Here is a 17,202-nt window from a genome sequence, read left to right as displayed (position 1 = left end):
GACGACGCGGTCACCACGTGCGACTCGCGGCGAACCGTACCCCGGCGCGTCCGAAGGTGGGCGCGGGCGAGTCCCGAGGAGATCTCTTGTCCGCAGTGGAGCAGACAGCAACGCAGGCGCCGAAGCAGCGCTCGGAGCGGCTGTACAACAAAGACCTGGCGCCCGAATCGGCGACCGGCAGCTGGAAGGCGCGCAACCTCTTCAACTGGTGGATGTCGGGCTGGCACAGCCTCGGCGGCTACACCATGGCCATCGGCCTGTTCATGTTCGGCATCACCGGCTGGCAGCTCATCTTCGCGTTCGTCATCGGCGTCGCGGTGCTCTACCTCGTGAACAACCTCACCGGCGTCGCCGGCCAGCGCGAGAAGGTGCCCTTCCCCGTGTTCGCGCGCGGAGCGTTCGGCGTCTTCGGTGCGAATATCCCCGCCATCATCCGCGCCATCGTGGCGGTCTTCTGGTACGGCATCCAGACCTACCTCGCCTCAGCCGCGATCATGCTGCTGCTCATGAAGGTCGTGCCCGCCACCGCACCGCTCGCCGAGACCTCGTTCCTCGGGCTCTCGGCCCTCGGCTGGATCTGCTTCGTCGCGCTCTCGGGCCTCCAACTGCTCGTGCTCATGATGGGCATGGAATCGGTGCGCAAGCTCTCCGACTTCGCCGGCCCCACCATCTGGGTCGCCCTGCTCGCCCTCGCGATCTGGATGCTCGCCCGCGCCGACTGGAACATCGACCTCGGCGTCTCGCTCACCGACTTCACGCCCAGCGCCGGCATGCAGATCTACGGCATCCTCGCCTCCGCGTTCATCGTCGTCTCGTACTTCGCGGGCCCCTCGCTCAACTTCTCGGACTTCACCCGCAACGCCCCCAGTGAGAAGTCGGTGCGCACGGGCAACGCCTACGGCCTGCTGCTCAACGCCTCGGCGTTCGGCATCGTCTCGGTCGTCATCGCGCTCGCCTCGGTCGAGGTCTACGGCGAGGCCATCCACGACCCCATCGCCCTGCTCGCCGACATCGACAGCATCACCCTGCTGCTCGTCGCGATCATCGCGATCAGCATCTCGACCGCGGGCGTCAACATCATCTGCAACTACGTCGCGCCCGTCTACGACCTCATGAACGTGTGGCCGAAGCTCTTCACCTTCCGCAAGGCCGGCGCGCTCGTCGGCATCCTGTCGATCGTCATCACCCCGTGGAACCTGTTCTCGAACCCCGTCATCGTGAACCAGCTCATCGGCTCGATCGGCGCGCTCATCGGCCCGCTGTTCGGCATCATCGTCGCCGACTACTACCTGATCCAGCGCCGCCGCCTCACCACCGACGACCTCTTCACCGAAGACCCGCGCGGCCGCTACCACTACCGCAAGGGCTATAACCCCAAGGCGATCTGGTCGCTCGCGATCACGGGCCTCATCACCATCATCGTGAGCTTCGCCCCCGTGTTCAGCTCGCTCGTGCCCTTCACCTGGCTGATCGGCGCCGTGCTCGGCGCGGTCATCTACACGGTGCTCAGCCGCGGCAGCATCGCCCGCGGTGCTACCGGTGCCGACGGCGAGGTCGAGGGCGAGGGATCGGCGACGACCGCCGCCGGCGCCGATGCCGAGGAGCCGGCGCTCATCGGCTGACGCTCCGCACACAGACTTAGGCCGGGCCGCTTCCCGCCGAACACCACCACCACGAGGGAAGCGCCCGGCCTAATAATCTCCGGGCCGGGGTGCTCGTCGCCGCGCACCTGATCTCCGACGCGAGGCTCTTCACGCAGTTCCCTGCGCAGCTCGTCAGTAGATGCTCGCCGTTCGCGTTCCGGGAGCATCTGCTGACCAGCTGCGGTGCGGCGGGGTGCGACCGGGCCCGAAATGCGTGATGGGGGCCAGGGATCGCCGATCCCCGGCCCCCAGCACGTCGAAAGGGGAGTGCGCAGAGGCTACGCCTCTTCGCTGACCACCTTGCCGAAGTACGAGGGCAGCGTCGCCTGCGAGGCGGCGCGCAGCTCGGCGAGGGGCAGCGTGAAGCGATCCTGCACCTCGATCGCGGCGTTCTCGCCCGCGCCGTCGGTCACGCCGATCTTCAGCACCGGGAACTCGCGGCCCGAGCAGAGACCGCGGAACTTCACGTCCTCCTCGTGCGGCACGGCGACGAGCACGCGCGCCTGCGACTCCGAGAAGAGCGCCGCCGTCGCGTCGACGCCGTCGCGCGACATGATCTCGTCGATCCACACGCGGGCGCCGACGCCGAAGCGCAGCGCGCCGTCGGTGAGCGCCTGGGCCAGGCCGCCCTCCGACAGATCGACCGCGCCCGAGAGGATGCCGCCCTGCGATGCCGCGTGCAGCAGCTCGGCGAGCGAGCGCTCCGCAGCGAGGTCCGCCACGGGCGGGCGACCGCCGAGGTGCTCGTGCACCGTCTCGGCCCATGCCGAGCCGTCGAGCTCGTCGCGGGTGACGCCCAGCAGGTACAGGTGCTCGCCCTGATCCTGCCAGCCCGACGGGATGCGGCGTGCGACGTCGTCGATGATGCCGAGCACGCCGACGACGGGCGTCGGGTGGATCGGGGTGTCGCCGGTCTGATTGTAGAGCGAGACGTTGCCGCCGGTGACGGGCACCTCGAGCGCGAGGCACGCGTCGGACAGGCCCTCGACGGCCTGCGAGAACTGCCACATGACCTCGGGGTTCTCGGGGCTGCCGAAGTTCAGGCAGTCGGTGACGGCCGTGGGCACGGCGCCCGAGGTGGCGACGTTGCGGTACGCCTCGGCGAGGGCGAGCTGCGCGCCCACGAAGGGGTCGAGCTGGCAGTAGCGTCCGTTGGCGTCGGTCGCGATCGCGATGCCGAGCCCCGACTCCTCGTTCACGCGGATCATGCCGGCGCCGTCGGGGAACGCGAGCGCCGTGTTGCCCTGCACATACTTGTCGTACTGGTTGGTCACCCAGTCGACCGAGGCCTGGTTCGGCGAAGCGGCGATGGCGACGAGCTGGTCGCGCAGCTCCTCGCCCGACGCGGCGCGGGCGAGGCCGGCGGCGTTCACGCTGTCGGCCTGCAGAGCGTCGATCCAGCTCGGGCAGGCGACGGGGCGCTCGTAGACGGGCCCGTCGACCGCGACGGTCGACGGGTCGACGTTCACGATCTCCTCGCCGCGCCAGTTGATGACGAGGCGATCGGTGTCGGTGACCTCGCCGAGCACGCTCGTCTCGACCTCCCACTTCGCCGTGACGGCGAGGAACTCGTCAAGCTTCTCGGGGCGCACGATGGCCATCATGCGCTCCTGGCTCTCCGACATCAGAATCTCTTCGGCGGTGAGCGAGGGGTCGCGCAGCAGCACGCTGTCGAGCTCGATGAACATGCCGCCGTCGCCGTTCGCGGCGAGCTCGCTCGTCGCGCAGGAGATGCCGGCAGCGCCGAGATCCTGGATCGCCTCGACGAGGCCGCCCGAGTAGAGCTCGAGGCAGCACTCGATGAGCACCTTCTCGGCGAACGGGTCGCCGACCTGCACTGCGGGGCGCTTCGTGGGGCCGCCCTCGCTGAAGCTGTCAGATGCGAGGATCGACGCGCCGCCGATGCCGTCGCCGCCGGTGCGCGCGCCGAAGAGCACGACCTTGTTGCCGGGGCCCGAAGCGTTCGCCAGGTGGATGTCCTCGTGGCGCAGCACGCCGACGCCGAGGGCGTTGACGAGCGGGTTCGCCTGGTAGACGCCGTCGAACACGGTCTCGCCGCCGAGGTTCGGGAGGCCGAGGCAGTTCGCGTACGACGAGATGCCCGAGACGACGCCGTGCACCACGCGGGCGGTGTCGGCGTGGTCGATGGCGCCGAAGCGCAGCTGATCCATCACGGCGACGGGGCGCGCGCCCATCGAGATGATGTCGCGGATGATGCCGCCGACGCCGGTCGCAGCGCCCTGGAACGGCTCGATGTACGACGGATGGTTGTGGCTCTCGACCTTGAAGGTCACCGCCCAGCCCTCGCCCACGTCGACGACGCCGGCGTTCTGTCCCATGCCGACCAGCAGGCGCTCGCGCATCTTGTCGTTGACCTTCCCCCCGAACTGGCGCAGGTAGGTCTTCGACGACTTGTACGAGCAGTGCTCGGACCACATGACCGAGTACATGGCGAGCTCGCCCGAGGTCGGGCGGCGGCCGAGGATCTCGCGGATCTGCTCGTACTCGTCGGGCTTGAGGCCGAGCGCGCCGTACGGCTGCTCCTTCTCGGGCGTCGCAATCGCGTCGGCGACGGTATCGGGGCGGGGGCCGGTTGCGGCGATGTCAGTCACGCTCGATGTGCTCCGTTGGTGAGGGATCGGGTTCGGCCGAATCGGCCGAGAACATGCAGGCTTCAGTCTACGCCGTTCTGCGGCGGGTCGCCGCTCGCTGCGCGGGAGGGCGGTCGCCGCGCGGCGGAGGTGCCGCGAGCCGCGCCGCGGGTGGCGATTCACAGGCAGACACGGAAGACTTGCAGCATGAGCGACCAGAATCCTCCCGTCATGCAGGCGCCGACCGGTCAGCCGGTGCCCGGCCCCCAGCCCGGCCCGCACGCCGTCGGGCAGCCCGGCACGCACCCCGGCGCGCAGCAGCCCGGGGTGCGCAGGCTCTCGACCTTCCTGAAGGTCAGCATCATCCTGCTCGCGGGCCTCACGGTGGCCTCGATCTCGCTGCTGTTCATCGGCGACTTCGAGGGCAAGTTCGAGCGCGTCTTCTCGACCTTCGCGCTCTTCGCCGTCTTCGTGCTGTTCACCGCGCTCGATACGCGCCGCGAGCAGAAGTCGGAGTGGTACGCCCCGGTCGCGCTCATCGCCAACTCGTACATCCTGGCGCTGCTGCTCATCGTCATCTGGATGACGAGCTTCACGCCCTTCGGGCTCATGTTCGAGATCTTCTGGAAGTCGCTGTTCGTCATCGTCTCGACCCGCCTCGTGATTCTGTGCTGCCAGCTGCTCTTGCGTTCGAGCGACGAGCAGCCGGTGGCGGTCACCCGCTTCGCCTTCATCACGAGCGTGCTCGCGGTGCTGTGCGGCATTCTCTTCACCGCACCGGTCGGCGTCGAGGCGTTCGACCTCACCATCCCCGACCTGTACTGGCGCATCGCGACCTCCCTGCTGATCCTCACGGCGCTCGCGCTGTCGATCACGCTGCTGCTGCGCTGGTTCTACGGCGCCGACCGCCGAGACGCCGCGCGCGAGGCGCGCGCCGCCCAGCACCTGCAGCAGCAGGCGGCGGCCGAGCAGGCCCGCGTGCAGCAGGCGCAGATCGCTCAAGCGCAGGCCGCGCAGTTCCAGGCCCAGGCCCAGGCCGCGCAGCCGCTGCTGCCGTGGCCGACGTTCGCAGACGGCACCCCGCTGCCGGCGGGCCCCGACGGGCAGCCCGACTTCTCGGCGACCCAGCGGTAACGGTCAACGCGACCGCACCGCCCGCTCGTCCACTCCAGGCGAGCGGGCGGTGCTGCGTGGGGTCGAAACTCCGACACCATCAGGGGTTCTTCGTTCATCATTTGAACATCAGATGAAGGTAAGTCTAGGCTAATTGGAGCGTCGATACGGGTCGCCCCGCCGACGCTGTTCCGTGTCAGCCGATCCCGTGAGGAACCACAGTGAGCCTTCGCCCGACCCTCAGCCCGTTCACCAGCCGCAGCGGCGCCGACCCGACGAGCCGTCGTTCGCGTCGCATCGTTCCCGCGGCGGCGCTCGCCGTGGGCGCGGCTCTGCTGCTCGCCTCCTGTTCCGGCAGCGCACCGAGCGAGAACTCCGAGCCGGCCGAGGCCGGCACCGTCACCATCACCGACAACCACGGCGAGATCGACGTCCCGGTGAACCCCGCGACCGTGGTCGCCCTCGACAACACCGCCTTCGACACGCTCAGCGAGTGGGGGGTCGAGCTCGCCGCCGTGCCCAAGGACGTCATGGGCGACGTGTGGCCCGAATACACCGACGACGAGGCGGTCGCGAACGTCGGCAACCATCGCGAGCCGGATCTCGAGACCATCGTCGCCGAGCAGCCCGACCTCATCATCGCCGGTTACCGTTTCGCCGACTACTACGAGCAGATCAGAGAGCAGAACCCGCAGGCGGCCGTCATCGAGATCAACCCGCGCGATGGCGAGGACCGTTTCTCGGAGCTGCAGCGGCAGACCGAGATCCTGGGCGAGATCTTCGCCCATGAAGAAGAAGCCGCCGCCCTCAACGACGCCCTCGACGCCTCGATCGCCGACGCCAAGCAGGCGTACGGCGACAACGGGACCGTGATGGCGGTCAATACCTCCGCCGGCAAGATCGGCTACCTCGCGCCCGTGGTGGGGCGCTCGCTCGGGCCCGTCTTCCCGGCACTCGGCTGGCAGCCGGCGCTCGAGGTGGAAGGCGCGACCGACGACCACCAGGGCGACGAGGTCAGCGTCGAAGCGATCGCGCAGTCGAACCCCGACTGGATCGTCGCGCTCGATCGGGACGCGGCCTTCGCACCGGCCGATCGCGAAGCGGGCTCCCAGCCGGCCGATGAACTGCTCAAGCACAGCGAAGCGCTGCAGAACGTCACCGCAGTGCAGCAGGACCAGATCGTGATCCTCGACCCGAACTTCTATCTCACCGAAGGGATCCAGGCCTATATCGAGATGTTCGACCAGCTGCAGGCGGCGTTCGCCGACGCATGACCTCGGAAACCTCGATGACGCTTCGGGGGCGGGCGATCGCCCCCGAAGCCCGGCCGCCGCGACGCCGCCCCTGGGCGCTCGCGACGGCCGTCGTGCTCGTCGCGGCGCTGCTCGCGGTGTCGCTGGCGGTCGGCGTCTACGACGTCGCCGGCAGCGACTTCGGCTCCGAGATGTTCTGGATCACCCGCGTGCCCCGCACCATCGCCCTGCTGCTCTCCGGCGCCGCGATGGCGACGAGCGGTCTCGTCATGCAGATGCTCACGCAGAACCGCTTCGTCGATGCGACGACCTCGGGCACCACCGAATGGGCGGCGCTCGGCCTGCTCGTCGCGACACTGGTCGTGCCCGGGCTCGGCCTGACCGGCAAGATGATCGTGGCGAGCGTCTTCGCTTTCGTCGGAGCGATGACGTTCCTGCTGATCCTGCGCCGCATCGTGATCCGTACGACGCTCGTGGTGCCGCTCATCGGCATCATGCTCGGCGCCGTCGTGAGTTCGCTGACGACCTTCATCGCGGCGCAGTTCAACCTCCTGCAGATGCTCGGTACCTGGTTCATGGGCAGCTTCACCGCTGTTGTGCGCGGCCGCTACGAGGTGCTGTGGGTCGTCGCGATCGTCACCCTGCTCGTGTTCGTCATGGCCGACCGCATCACGGTCGCCGGCCTGGGCAAGGACGTCGCCACGAGCGTGGGCGTGCGCTACGAAGCGATCCTCATCGGCGGCACGGCGCTCGTCGCGGTCGCAGCCGGAGTCACCACCGTGGTCGTCGGCTTCCTGCCGTTGATCGGCCTCGTCGTGCCGAACATCGTCTCGCTCGCCCGTGGCGACAACGTACGCAGCAATCTGCCGTGGGTGTGCCTCGGCGGCATCGCGCTCGTCGTCGCGTGCGACCTCCTTGGCCGCACTGTCATCATGCCCTTCGAGATCCCGGTATCGATGGTGCTCGGGCTCGTCGGCTCGGTCGTCTTCATCGCACTGCTGCTGCGCCAGCGGAAGACCCTGGGGTGACGCCCATGAGCAGCATTCTCAATCTCAGCAGCACGGGCGCCCCGCCGACGCCTGCAGCAGCGCAGTGCGGTCGCTCGCGCAGAGCCCTGCCGATCATCATCGTGTACGCGGTCGCGCTCGCACTCGCGGTCGCGATCCTCGTCATCGACAACCCTGCGCCCGCCGGCAGCCCCGGGTTCTGGATCATCGTCGGGACCCGCCTCGTCTCACTCGGCACGATCGCGTTCGTCGCGGTCGCTCAGTCGCTCGCGACGGTACTCTTCCACACCGCGACCTCGAACCGCATCCTCACGCCGTCGATCCTCGGCTTCGACGCGCTCTACGTGCTGATCCAGACCGCGCTCGTGTTCGTATTCGGCACTGCCGCGGCCTGCATGGAGGGCATCCCGAAGATCATCGCGCAAAGCATCATCATGGTGATGTTCGCCTCGCTGCTCTACGGCTGGCTGTTCTCGGGTAGGCGAGCGAACCTGCACCTGCTGCTGCTCGTCGGGGTGGTGCTCGGCATCGGCTTCGGGTCGATCTCGGCGTTCATGCAGCGCACGCTGACACCGAGCGAGTTCGACGTGCTCAGCGCCAGGCTCTTCGGCAGCATCGGCAAGGCCAATCCCGGCTATCTGCCGATCGCCGCAGTCATCGTGCTCGCCATTCTGATGTTCGTCTGGCTGCGCCGCCGTCGCTACGATGTGGTCGCGCTCGGTCGCGACGTCGCCGTGAGCCTCGGGGTGAACTACCGGCGCGAGGTCGTCATCGTGCTCGTGCTCGTCTCGGTTCTCGTCTCCGTCTCGGCCACGATGGTCGGCCCGATGACGTTCTACGGCTTCCTCGTGGCGACCCTCGCCTACCAGTTCGCGCGAGGCGATGCGCACTCCGAGATCGTGCCGCTCGCGATCGGCATCGGCCTCGTCACCCTGCTCGGTGCGACCCTCGTGCTCAAGCACGTCTTCGCCGCCGCGGGCCTCGTCACCGTGATCATCGAGTTCGCCGGCGGACTGCTGTTCCTGATCGTCCTGCTGAGAAAGGGGCTCCGATGAGCACCGCTTCCGAACTATCCGCCGAGCCCGTCGTCGGAGCCGCTGCGGCCGCCGCGCCTCGCGCAGATGCTGCTCCGGGCATCGCCCTCGCGGGCGTCGAGAAGGTCTACTCGGGACGGCCCGTGCTCGGGCCGGTCGACCTCACGATCGAACGCGGGGGAGTGACGGCGCTCATCGGCCCCAACGGGGCCGGGAAGTCGACCATGCTCACGATCATCGGCCGACTGCTCGAACCCGACAGCGGCAGGGTCACGGTCGGCGGCCTCGATGTGCGGTCGGCGAAGTCGAAGGATCTCGCGAGGGTCGTATCGATCTTGAAGCAGGAGAACCACTTCATGGCACGCCTCACGGTGCGCCAGCTCGTCGCCTTCGGCCGCTTCCCGCACTCCGCCGGTCGTCTCACCGAGACCGACGAGCGCGCCATCCATGCGGCCATCGCCTTCCTCGACCTCGCGGGCCTCGAGCACCGCTTCATCGACGAGCTCTCGGGCGGGCAGCGGCAGCGCGCCTTCGTGGCGATGGTGCTCGCGCAGGACACCGACTACGTGCTGCTCGACGAGCCTCTCACCGGTCTCGATATGCGCCACGGAGTCGCCATGATGGGGCAGGTGCGCGCCGCCGCCGACGCGCTCGGCAAGACCGTCGTGCTCGTCATCCACGACGTCAACTTCGCCGCGGCCTACGCCGACCGCATCGTCGCGCTCGCGGAAGGGCGCGTAGTGGCTTCGGGGACGCCCGAGGAGATCATCACCTCGGAAGTGCTCGAGCGGGTCTTCGAGACCCCGGTCGACGTGGTCGAGCACGCGGGCCGGCGGGTCGCGATCTACTACCGGCCGTGACTCCGCGGCCCGTGCGCCGGGAAATGGAACGGGGGCCTGCGGAGATCGATGATCCCTGCAGGCCCCCGTTCGTCGACGTCGGCCGCGGCGCGCGGGTTACACCCGTGCGGCGAGCGCTGCGACGGCGCTCTCGAAGAAGCGCAGGCCGTCTACCCCTGAGCGCATGGCTGCGGGCATGTCGGGGCCGAAGCCGGGCTCGACCGCGTGCTCGGGGTGCGGCATGAGACCGACCACGTTGCCGCGCTCGTTGGTGAGGCCGGCGATGTCGTCGAGCGAGCCGTTCGGGTTCACTCCGCGGTAGCGGAAGGCGACGAGGCCCTCGCCCTCGAGGCGCTTCAGGTCTTCAACGCTCGCGATGAACCCGCCGTCGCCGTTCTTCAGCGGGATGACGATCTCTTCGCCCGGTTCGAACAGGTGCGTCCAGGCGGTGTCGGCGTTCTCGACGACGAGCTTCTGGTCGCGGCGGATGAACTGCTGGTGCGCGTTGCGGATCAGGCCGCCGGGTAGCAGGTGCGATTCGACGAGCACCTGGAAGCCGTTGCAGATGCCGAGCACGGGCATGCCCTTGTTCGCAGCGTCGACGACCTCGCTCATGATGGGCGAGACCGCGGCGATCGCGCCGGGGCGCAGGTAGTCGCCGTAGCTGAAGCCGCCGGGCAGCACGATCGCGTCGACGCCCTGCAGGTCGTGGTCGGCGTGCCAGAGCGCGACCGGTTCGGCGCCGGCGATGCGGATCGCGCGCTGCGCGTCGCGGTCGTCGAGGGAGCCGGGGAAGGTGACGACGCCGATGCGGGTCGCCATCAGCGGGCCTCGCCGTCGACGCTGATCGCCACGACGTCTTCGATCACCGAGTTCGAGAGGATCTCGTCGGCGACCGTGCGCACCTCTGCGAGCACCTCATCGGTGACATCGCCCTCGACGGTGAACTCGAAGCGCTTGCCGACGCGCACGTTCTCGAACTTGCCGTGACCGAGGCGGGCGAGGGCGCCCGTGGTCGCCTTGCCCTGGGGGTCGAGCAGTTCGGCCTTGGGCATGACATCAACAACAATCGTGGGCACAGGTGACTCCGGTTTCAGTGCGGCTGAAGTGTGAGGCGGGCGCGGCTCGCGCGCTCCTCGTTCAAGTCTACCTCCTGGCGAGGCGGGCTCAGGCGCCGAATCGGGTGCTCAGATCGCGGCAGCGGCGCGGTCGCTCGCGACGCCGACCTTCACCCGGTTGCGCCACGGGTCGAGCACCGTGATCTCGCGCCCGTCGAACTCGCGGGCGATGCCCCGGTGCGCGAGGCGCTCGTCGAGGGCGCCGAGCGCGTCGGTATCGGGCAGCGCGATCGTCACCTCGCCGAGGCCGAGCGCGGGGGTGCGCGCGCCGGCGCCGCGCGACTCCCACGTATTCATGCCGACGTGGTGATGGTAGCCGCCGGCCGAGACGAAGAGCGCCTGATCGCGGAACGTGGCGGTGACGCCGAAGCCGAGCGCGTCGACGTAGAAGCCGCGCGCCGTGGCGATGTCGCCGACCTTGAGGTGCACGTGGCCGACCACCGCCGGGGTGTCCGCGACGGCGGTCGCGCCGGCGTCGGTGAGGTGCTCGCGCAGGTAGCGGTTCGGGTCGAGGGCCAGCGTTCCCATCGTGATCTCGCCGCCATCGGCGACCGTCCACGTCTCGCGCGGGCGGTCGACGTACAGCTCGACGCCGTTGCCCTCGGGGTCGGCGAAGTAGAACGCCTCGGAGACGACGTGGTCGCTCGCGCCCTGGTAGCGGTCGCCGTAGCCGCGGGCGACGGAGGCGACAGCCGAGGCGAGGTGCTCGGCCGTGTCGAAGAGGAACGCCGTGTGGTAGAGCCCGGCCGCCGCCGCGGGGGCATGCGCGAGCGCGCCGTCCTGATCGAGCACGAGCAGCGGTACGCCGCCCCGGCCGAGCACCGCGCCGCCCCGGCGCTGCGCGAGCACCTGCAGCCCGAGGGCGCCGTGGTAGAAGGCGAGCATGCGGTCGAGGTCGGCGACCGCGAGGGTCACGGCGCCCATGCCGGTCGCATCGGGCAGGAGGTCGTCGAGGTGCTGCATGCTCGGGAGAACGCGCGGGGTCGCACCGCTATTCCTGTCTGTCGCTGAGCTGCCGGGTACCGGCGGCCGTGGCGCGCTCCGATCAGGGGAGCACGTACGCGCCGGTGGGCCCGGGGTTCACCGCGACCTCCCACCGGAAGCCGTCGGGGTCGGCGAAGTAGCCGGAGTAGCCGCCCCATTCGCGGTGCTCGGCCCGGTGCACGGCGGAGCCGAGCGAGGCGGCGAGCTCGAGCACGGCGTCGACCTCGGGCTCCGTCGGCACGTTGTGGGCGAGCGTGATCGGTGCGAGACCGCGCGCCGGCGGCGCCCCGATCTCGGAGGTGAAGCCGTCGATGCTCCACAGCGAGAGCATCAGGTGCTCGCCGACCGGCAGCATGACGACGTCATCCGCCTCGAACATGGGCGCCCAGCCGAGCCCGTCGACGTAGAAGCGGCGGCTGCGGGCGACGTCGTCGACCGCGAGCGTGATGAAGCTGACGCGCTGGTCCATCACCCCAGCATGCGCGCGAACCGCGGGCCGCGCAAGGCGCGCGGCCCGTCAGCCGGCGAGGCGGTCGAAGAGCTCCGCGTAGCGGGCGTAGGTCTGCGCGACGATCTCGTCGGGCAGGCGGGGCGGGGTGCCCTGCTTGTCCCAGTGCGCGGCGAGCCAGTTGCGCACGATCTGCTTGTCGAACGAGGCGAGGCGCTCCGTGCGCGGCAGCGACTCGTCGCCGTAGAGCGCGGCATCCCAGTAGCGGGCGGAGTCGCTCGTCAGCACCTCGTCGGCGAGCACGAGCTCGCCGGTGCGCGGGTCGCGCCCGAATTCGAACTTCGTGTCGGCGAGTACGACGCCGCGGGCCGCCGCGAGATCCCTGGCCTGCGTGAAGATGCGCAGCGAGGCCTCGCGCAGGGCCTCGGCGACCTCGCCGCCCACGATCTCGGCCGAGCGCTCGAAGGTGATGTTCTCGTCGTGCTCGCCGAGCGGCGCCTTGTAGGCCGGCGTGTAGATCGGCGCGTCGAGCAGATCGCCGTCTTCGAGGCCCGCGGGCAGCTCGATGCCGCATACCGCGCCCGTCTCGCGGTACTCGATGAGGCCCGAGCCGGTGATGGCGCCGCGCACCACGCATTCGATCGGGTACATCTCGAGCTTGCGGGTCAGCATCGAGCGGTCGGCGACCTCGGCCGGCACGGCCGGGGCGTCGCTCGCGCCGTCGGCCAGATGATTCGCCAGATCGATGCGCTCGAACCACCAGCGAGACAGCTTCGTCAGCATGGCGCCCTTGCCCGGAATCTCGGGGTCGAGCACGAAATCGAACGCGCTCACCCGGTTCGAGGCGACGACGAGCAGGTAGTCGTCGGAGCCGCTCTCGGGCGCGTACAGGTCGCGCACCTTGCCCGAGTAGATGTGGCGCCAACCGGCGAGCTGAGCGGGAGCAGAATGAGAGGTCACGCGACCATTCTTCCACGGCCTGCCGACATGCTGCGAAGTCGATGCATCTGCACATGGGAGACCGAGTACAGTCATGATGAGGGGGAGCGAGCGTATGTGGTGCTGCTCCGCCGGCCAGTCGAAGGCTGAGGAGATTCTATGATTCCGCTAGGGCCAGTAGTCGCACGCGCACGGGTGCGCGCGCAACGGGCGGTCGTCTGGAAACACTTGGTCGACCCCGCGCTTCGGGAGCGCTGGTGGCCGACTGCCGCACTCGATGCCGTGCTCGGCGGCAGCGTCGGAGACGGCTCCGCAGCGGGCGACGTCGACGTATTCGTCGAGGGGCATGCTCTGGGGTTCCGATGGGCGGCGCTTCCCGTGGCCGCTGCCGATTCCGCAGCGGACGGCACCGACGGCTCGACCGACGGCTCGGCTGACGGGTCGCGCTCCCGGCCGACGGCCGTGCTGTTCACGCTGCGCGCCCAGGGCGTCGACACCGGCGTGACGGTCACCGAGACGGGCTTCGACGCGCTGCCGCAGTCCGCCGAGCGCGCTGCGGCGGCGACCGAGCGCTGGCAGGGGCTGCTCGCCGCGCTCGTCGCGGCCGTCGATGCATTCGAGCCAGGGATCGCCGACGCCGGTTCGCCCGCCGCGGCCGCGGCCGCCGGCGTCGCCGGGGGCGCCGTGGCCACTGCCGGCAGCGCCGAGGTCGAGTCTTCCGGCCCGGAGTCGGATCCGGTCCCGGCTCCGGAGCCGGGATCGGCCGCGGAGACGCGCGGCGGCGCGGACGGCGGAGCCGAATCTGACGCGGGCGGCCAGGAGACCGACTCCGAACCGGAGACCGACGACGCCTCCGCGGACACCGTCGTGATCGAAGTGGCGACGATGCCGGCCGAGCCCGAGGACGCCGAGTCCGCGAGTGCGGAGCCTGCTCGCGCCGAGGCGTCGAATGCGGCGGACGCCGCAGAGCCGGTCGCCGCAGAGGAGGACCCGGACGCCGGCATCGTGCCGCTCGTGCTGCCCGGCCCGCCGGGCGTGCAGCAGAATGCCGACGACGCCGACGAGCTGAACGAGGGGGACGCCGAGGAATCGCTCACGGGCGACCCCGACTTCGACGCCCTCATCCGCGGCGACTCGCTCGAATAGGCCGGCGCCCCGACTCGGAGCCCGCAAACGGCACGGGCCCGCAGAACGCGAAAGTTCTGCGGGCCCGTGCCGTTTGCGGCGGCAGCGTCAGGCGACGCGCGCCGCGATATCGGTGCGGTTCTGCGACCCCTCGAGATCGATCTGCGCGACCGCCTCATAGGCGCGTGCGCGCGCCTGCGAGAAATCGGCCCCGCGCGCGACCACGCCGAGCACGCGCCCGCCCGTCGCGACCCAGCCGCCGTCGGCATCGCGCCGCGTCGCCGCATGCACCAGGTGCACGCCCGGCACCTCGGCCGCGGCCTCGAGCCCCGTGATCTGACGGCCCGTGACCACATCGCCCGGGTAGCCCTCGCTCGCGACGACCACGATCACCGCGGGCTCCTCCGAGAACACGGGAGCGGGCAGCTCGGCCAGCGATCCCTGGGCCGCCGCCAGCAGATACGCGCTGACCGGCGACTCGAGCCGCGCCAGGACCACCTGCGTCTCGGGGTCGCCGAACCGGGCGTTGAACTCGATGACGCGCAGCCCCTTCGACGTGACGATCAGACCGCAGTAGAGCAGCCCCACGAACGGAGTGCCCTCGGCCTCCAACCGGCGCACCGTCGGCAGCGCCACGGTCTCGGCGACCTCCTGCACGAACGCATCGACACCGCCCGGCAGCCACGGCAGCGGCGAATACGCGCCCATGCCGCCCGTGTTCGGGCCCTCATCGCCGTCGAAGATGCGCTTGTAATCCTGCGCCGGCGTCAGCGCCACGACATCGTGCCCGTCGGCGAAGAAGAACAGCGACACCTCCTGGCCGTCGAGGAACTCCTCGACGAGCACATCGCCGTGCGGAGCCCACGTCGCGACATGCTCGAGCGCCGCATCGCGATCCTCGGTCACGAGCACGCCCTTGCCCGCAGCCAGCCCATCGGCCTTCACCACGTACGGCGCCCCGAACTCGTCGAGCACCGCACCCGCATCCGCGGCCGACTCGACCCGCACGGCACGGCCCGTCGGCACCTGCGCCTCATCCATGATGCGCTTCGCGAACGCCTTGGACCCCTCGAGCTGCGCCGCAGCCCGATCCGGACCGAACACCGGCACGCCCGCCGCCCGCAGCGGATCGGCGACCCCCGCGACCAGCGGCGCTTCGGGCCCGATGACGACGAGATCGAACCCGTCGCGCGCGTTCACGAACTCCGCGACCGCGACCGGATCGGTGTAGTCGAGCGCCGGCGTCTCGACGCCGCTCGCCGCGATACCGGCGTTACCGGGAGCGCAGACGATCTCGTGATCGGCGCCCTCTTCGAGGAGCGCGAGGACAATAGCGTGTTCGCGGGCGCCCGGGCCCAGTACGAGAATCTTCACCGTTTCAGGATAGTCGGGGACGCGGCACGGCAGCGGTCCGGAGGCGAGATTCCGTCCGGTAATTGCGTTCTCGAGATGTGCCGCTTCGCTTATTGCACATCTCTCGGCCGCAAATCGGACGGAACCCGCCTCCGGACCGCTGACGTGCCGCTCGCGTCGGTCGGACGGTGCGGGTTCTCGTGCTGGGCGCGGATGCCTGCTGGCGAGGAAGGGGAAGAGGAGCGGGGCGCTCGATAGGGTGGGGGCATGGCGAAGCGGAGGATCCCTGTCGATGCCGGGCGCGAAGCGCTGCAGGCCGTGCTCGCCGTCGGCGCAGAGCATGCGGCGCGCCCCGAGCTCGCGACCGCCGTGCGCTACCTGCTCGAAGAACTCGCCGAGCGCGCGCCGGGCAACACCCTCGAAGTGCGGGTGCCGCCGTTCGGAGCGACCCAGTGCGTCACCGGGCCGCGGCACACCCGCGGCACCCCGCCGAACGTCGTCGAGACCGACCCCGCCACGTGGATCGCGCTCGCCGCAGGGCAGCTCGCCTGGAGCGACGCCCTCGCCGAAGCGCGGGCGACCGCGTCGGGGTCGCGGGCGAGCCTTGACGGCCTGCTGCCCCTCGTGCGCCCCGTGCCGCACCGCCCTGAGACAGCGGGATGAGTTCGGTGCACTATTCGGCGGCGATAGTGCACCAAACCCATCCCGGTGCGTGACGAACCCGCGGCGTGATGTGCGCGGACGCGGCCCGGCACTCAGGTGCGGGCTGAGACAATAGAGGCATGAGCAATTCCGACCCCGCCGCGCGCCCCGAGGGCGCAGCGAGCACCGCAGCCGGCGAGAGCGCCGCAGCCGCGGAGAACCCGACGAACACCCCGACTCCGGCGGTGGATGCCGACACCGTCGAGAGCGCCAGAACCGCCGCGGACGCCGCGGACGCCGCAGACGCCTCGCCGGCCCCGCACGAGCCAGTCATCGTCACGAGCGAGCAGACGGTCGAACTGCAGCGGTCGGTGCGCTACGGCCGCGTGCTCATCGGCGCCGCCGTGCTCGGCGCGCTGATCCTCTCGCTCGCGAGCCTCGTCATGCCGCTCGACCCCGAGAGCGAGTACTCGATGGCGCAGATCGTCGGCTTCATGGCGCTGATCGGCGCGGCCGTCGGCCTGGGTGTCGGCGCGATCCTGTCGGTCGTGCTCACCGCGGTGGCCAAACGGGGGCACGGCTCCGGGGTCGCGATCCAGACTGACGTGCGATAATTAGCCGACTTCGACGAAACTGGAGAGAACTCAGCATGCTGCAAGGCCTCACCGGATGGCACCTCATCGTCATCCTGTTCATCATTCTGCTGTTGTTCGGAGCCCCGAAGCTTCCGGGGCTCGCGAAGAGCCTCGGGCAGTCGATGAAGATTCTGAAGAAGGAAGTGCGTAACGACGAGGACGGCAAGGCCGAGAACTCGGCCGACGCCGACGTCGAGACCGCCGGCACCGCTCCCGCGGCCGCCGCTCCGGCTGCACCGGTCGCTCCGACCGCACCGGCGACTCCGGCGGCTCCGGTCGCCGATGCCGACGCCGAGATCGCACGGGCCCGCGCCGAGGCCGAAGCCGCCAAGGCCGAGCTCGAAGCGCTCAAGCTGCAGGCCCAGGCCGACAAGCGCTCGCAGGCGGGCGAATAGCCTCCCCGAGCAGCCTCGGAAGAGCCTTCCCGGCACCGGCCGGAACGGCAGTGGGGGGGGGCGCGCGGCGGGGGGGGGCCCCC

The 17,202-nt window shown here is 70.1% G+C and carries 17 protein-coding genes; 10 read left to right on the top strand and 7 right to left on the bottom strand.

Going from position 1 to position 17,202, the window contains the following annotated elements:
- The first annotated feature begins 95 nt into the window (after positions 1 to 95).
- Positions 96 to 1,622: an NCS1 family nucleobase:cation symporter-1 gene (locus tag NHL51_RS03045; RefSeq protein WP_434141701.1), complete on the top strand. Its 1,527-nt coding sequence runs from the start codon at positions 96 to 98 to the stop codon at positions 1,620 to 1,622.
- 299 nt (positions 1,623 to 1,921) lie between these two features.
- On the opposite strand, the gene purL is transcribed toward NHL51_RS03045, so the two are convergent.
- Positions 1,922 to 4,255: a phosphoribosylformylglycinamidine synthase subunit PurL gene (gene purL, locus NHL51_RS03040; protein ID WP_434141700.1), complete on the bottom strand. Its 2,334-nt coding sequence runs from the start codon at positions 4,253 to 4,255 to the stop codon at positions 1,922 to 1,924.
- A 186-nt stretch (positions 4,256 to 4,441) separates the two neighbouring features.
- On the opposite strand from purL, the gene NHL51_RS03035 reads away from it, so the two are divergent.
- From NHL51_RS03035 to NHL51_RS03015, 5 genes are all read left to right on the top strand, one after another.
- Complete coding sequence (locus tag NHL51_RS03035) at positions 4,442 to 5,368, top strand: hypothetical protein (RefSeq protein WP_434141699.1); 927 nt, start codon at positions 4,442 to 4,444, stop codon at positions 5,366 to 5,368.
- Between the two features lie 275 nt (positions 5,369 to 5,643).
- Positions 5,644 to 6,621 carry a siderophore ABC transporter substrate-binding protein gene (locus tag NHL51_RS03030; RefSeq protein ID WP_434142179.1) on the top strand — a complete coding sequence of 326 codons (978 nt, stop codon included), beginning with the start codon at positions 5,644 to 5,646 and terminating at the stop codon, positions 6,619 to 6,621.
- Positions 6,618 to 7,628: an ABC transporter permease gene (locus NHL51_RS03025; RefSeq protein WP_434141698.1), complete on the top strand. Its 1,011-nt coding sequence runs from the start codon at positions 6,618 to 6,620 to the stop codon at positions 7,626 to 7,628. The genes NHL51_RS03030 and NHL51_RS03025 overlap by 4 nt, the downstream gene beginning before the upstream one ends.
- Positions 7,629 to 7,633: 5 nt before the next feature.
- Positions 7,634 to 8,662, top strand: a complete 1,029-nt coding sequence (locus tag NHL51_RS03020) for an iron chelate uptake ABC transporter family permease subunit (RefSeq protein ID WP_434141697.1) — start codon at positions 7,634 to 7,636, stop codon at positions 8,660 to 8,662.
- Positions 8,659 to 9,501 carry an iron ABC transporter ATP-binding protein gene (locus NHL51_RS03015; protein ID WP_434141696.1) on the top strand — a complete coding sequence of 281 codons (843 nt, stop codon included), beginning with the start codon at positions 8,659 to 8,661 and terminating at the stop codon, positions 9,499 to 9,501. Before NHL51_RS03020 ends, NHL51_RS03015 begins: the two co-directional genes overlap by 4 nt.
- A 96-nt stretch (positions 9,502 to 9,597) precedes the next feature.
- Here the strand turns inward: NHL51_RS03015 and purQ are convergent, their stop codons facing one another.
- The 5 genes from purQ to NHL51_RS02990 form a co-directional block, all read right to left on the bottom strand.
- Positions 9,598 to 10,302, bottom strand: coding sequence for a phosphoribosylformylglycinamidine synthase subunit PurQ (purQ, locus tag NHL51_RS03010; RefSeq protein ID WP_434141695.1), 705 nt, complete (start codon positions 10,300 to 10,302; stop codon positions 9,598 to 9,600).
- Complete coding sequence (purS, locus tag NHL51_RS03005; protein ID WP_434141694.1) at positions 10,302 to 10,559, bottom strand: phosphoribosylformylglycinamidine synthase subunit PurS; 258 nt, start codon at positions 10,557 to 10,559, stop codon at positions 10,302 to 10,304. The genes purQ and purS overlap by 1 nt, the downstream gene beginning before the upstream one ends.
- A 108-nt stretch (positions 10,560 to 10,667) precedes the next feature.
- A complete protein-coding gene (locus tag NHL51_RS03000; protein ID WP_434141693.1) occupies positions 10,668 to 11,561 on the bottom strand; it encodes a VOC family protein in 894 nt (297 codons plus the stop codon).
- Positions 11,562 to 11,643: 82 nt separating this feature from the next.
- Positions 11,644 to 12,051 carry a VOC family protein gene (locus NHL51_RS02995; RefSeq protein WP_434141692.1) on the bottom strand — a complete coding sequence of 136 codons (408 nt, stop codon included), beginning with the start codon at positions 12,049 to 12,051 and terminating at the stop codon, positions 11,644 to 11,646.
- Between the two features lie 48 nt (positions 12,052 to 12,099).
- The gene (locus NHL51_RS02990) at positions 12,100 to 12,990 is read right to left on the bottom strand and encodes a phosphoribosylaminoimidazolesuccinocarboxamide synthase (RefSeq protein ID WP_434141691.1); all 891 of its coding nucleotides are present in this window, start codon (positions 12,988 to 12,990) and stop codon (positions 12,100 to 12,102) included.
- A 138-nt stretch (positions 12,991 to 13,128) separates the two neighbouring features.
- Here NHL51_RS02990 and NHL51_RS02985 point away from each other — a divergent pair, with 138 nt between their 5' ends.
- Positions 13,129 to 14,115 carry a hypothetical protein gene (locus NHL51_RS02985; RefSeq protein WP_434141690.1) on the top strand — a complete coding sequence of 329 codons (987 nt, stop codon included), beginning with the start codon at positions 13,129 to 13,131 and terminating at the stop codon, positions 14,113 to 14,115.
- An 87-nt stretch (positions 14,116 to 14,202) separates the two neighbouring features.
- On the opposite strand, the gene purD is transcribed toward NHL51_RS02985, so the two are convergent.
- Positions 14,203 to 15,468, bottom strand: a complete 1,266-nt coding sequence (gene purD / locus NHL51_RS02980; RefSeq protein ID WP_434141689.1) for a phosphoribosylamine--glycine ligase — start codon at positions 15,466 to 15,468, stop codon at positions 14,203 to 14,205.
- 246 nt (positions 15,469 to 15,714) lie between these two features.
- On the opposite strand from purD, the gene NHL51_RS02975 reads away from it, so the two are divergent.
- From NHL51_RS02975 to tatA, 3 genes are all read left to right on the top strand, one after another.
- Positions 15,715 to 16,110 (top strand): sterol carrier family protein, encoded by a 396-nt coding sequence (locus NHL51_RS02975; protein WP_434141688.1) that lies wholly within the window; start codon positions 15,715 to 15,717, stop codon positions 16,108 to 16,110.
- A gap of 119 nt (positions 16,111 to 16,229) precedes the next feature.
- On the top strand, positions 16,230 to 16,703 hold the full coding sequence (locus NHL51_RS02970) for a hypothetical protein (RefSeq protein WP_434141687.1): 474 nt from the start codon (positions 16,230 to 16,232) through the stop codon (positions 16,701 to 16,703).
- A gap of 35 nt (positions 16,704 to 16,738) precedes the next feature.
- Positions 16,739 to 17,119 (top strand): twin-arginine translocase TatA/TatE family subunit, encoded by a 381-nt coding sequence (tatA, locus tag NHL51_RS02965; RefSeq protein ID WP_434141686.1) that lies wholly within the window; start codon positions 16,739 to 16,741, stop codon positions 17,117 to 17,119.
- Positions 17,120 to 17,202 lie beyond the last annotated feature (83 nt).

Origin of the sequence: Leucobacter sp. gxy201, assembly GCF_051043335.1 — a bacterium.
In the GTDB taxonomy this organism is placed as follows: Bacteria; Actinomycetota; Actinomycetes; order Actinomycetales; family Microbacteriaceae; genus Leucobacter.
This window is presented reverse-complemented; position numbering and strand designations above follow the sequence as displayed.

Coding starts and splice junctions, on each gene's coding strand:
- NHL51_RS03035 (WP_434141699.1), top strand. CDS start 4,442: ATGAGCGACCAGAATCCTCCCGTCATGCAGGCGCCGACCGGTCAGCCG.
- NHL51_RS03025 (WP_434141698.1), top strand. CDS start 6,618: ATGACCTCGGAAACCTCGATGACGCTTCGGGGGCGGGCGATCGCCCCC.
- NHL51_RS03020 (WP_434141697.1), top strand. CDS start 7,634: ATGAGCAGCATTCTCAATCTCAGCAGCACGGGCGCCCCGCCGACGCCT.
- NHL51_RS03015 (WP_434141696.1), top strand. CDS start 8,659: ATGAGCACCGCTTCCGAACTATCCGCCGAGCCCGTCGTCGGAGCCGCT.
- purQ (WP_434141695.1), bottom strand. CDS start 10,302: ATGGCGACCCGCATCGGCGTCGTCACCTTCCCCGGCTCCCTCGACGAC.
- NHL51_RS03000 (WP_434141693.1), bottom strand. CDS start 11,561: ATGCAGCACCTCGACGACCTCCTGCCCGATGCGACCGGCATGGGCGCC.
- NHL51_RS02995 (WP_434141692.1), bottom strand. CDS start 12,051: ATGGACCAGCGCGTCAGCTTCATCACGCTCGCGGTCGACGACGTCGCC.
- NHL51_RS02985 (WP_434141690.1), top strand. CDS start 13,129: ATGATTCCGCTAGGGCCAGTAGTCGCACGCGCACGGGTGCGCGCGCAA.
- NHL51_RS02975 (WP_434141688.1), top strand. CDS start 15,715: ATGGCGAAGCGGAGGATCCCTGTCGATGCCGGGCGCGAAGCGCTGCAG.
- NHL51_RS02970 (WP_434141687.1), top strand. CDS start 16,230: ATGAGCAATTCCGACCCCGCCGCGCGCCCCGAGGGCGCAGCGAGCACC.
- tatA (WP_434141686.1), top strand. CDS start 16,739: ATGCTGCAAGGCCTCACCGGATGGCACCTCATCGTCATCCTGTTCATC.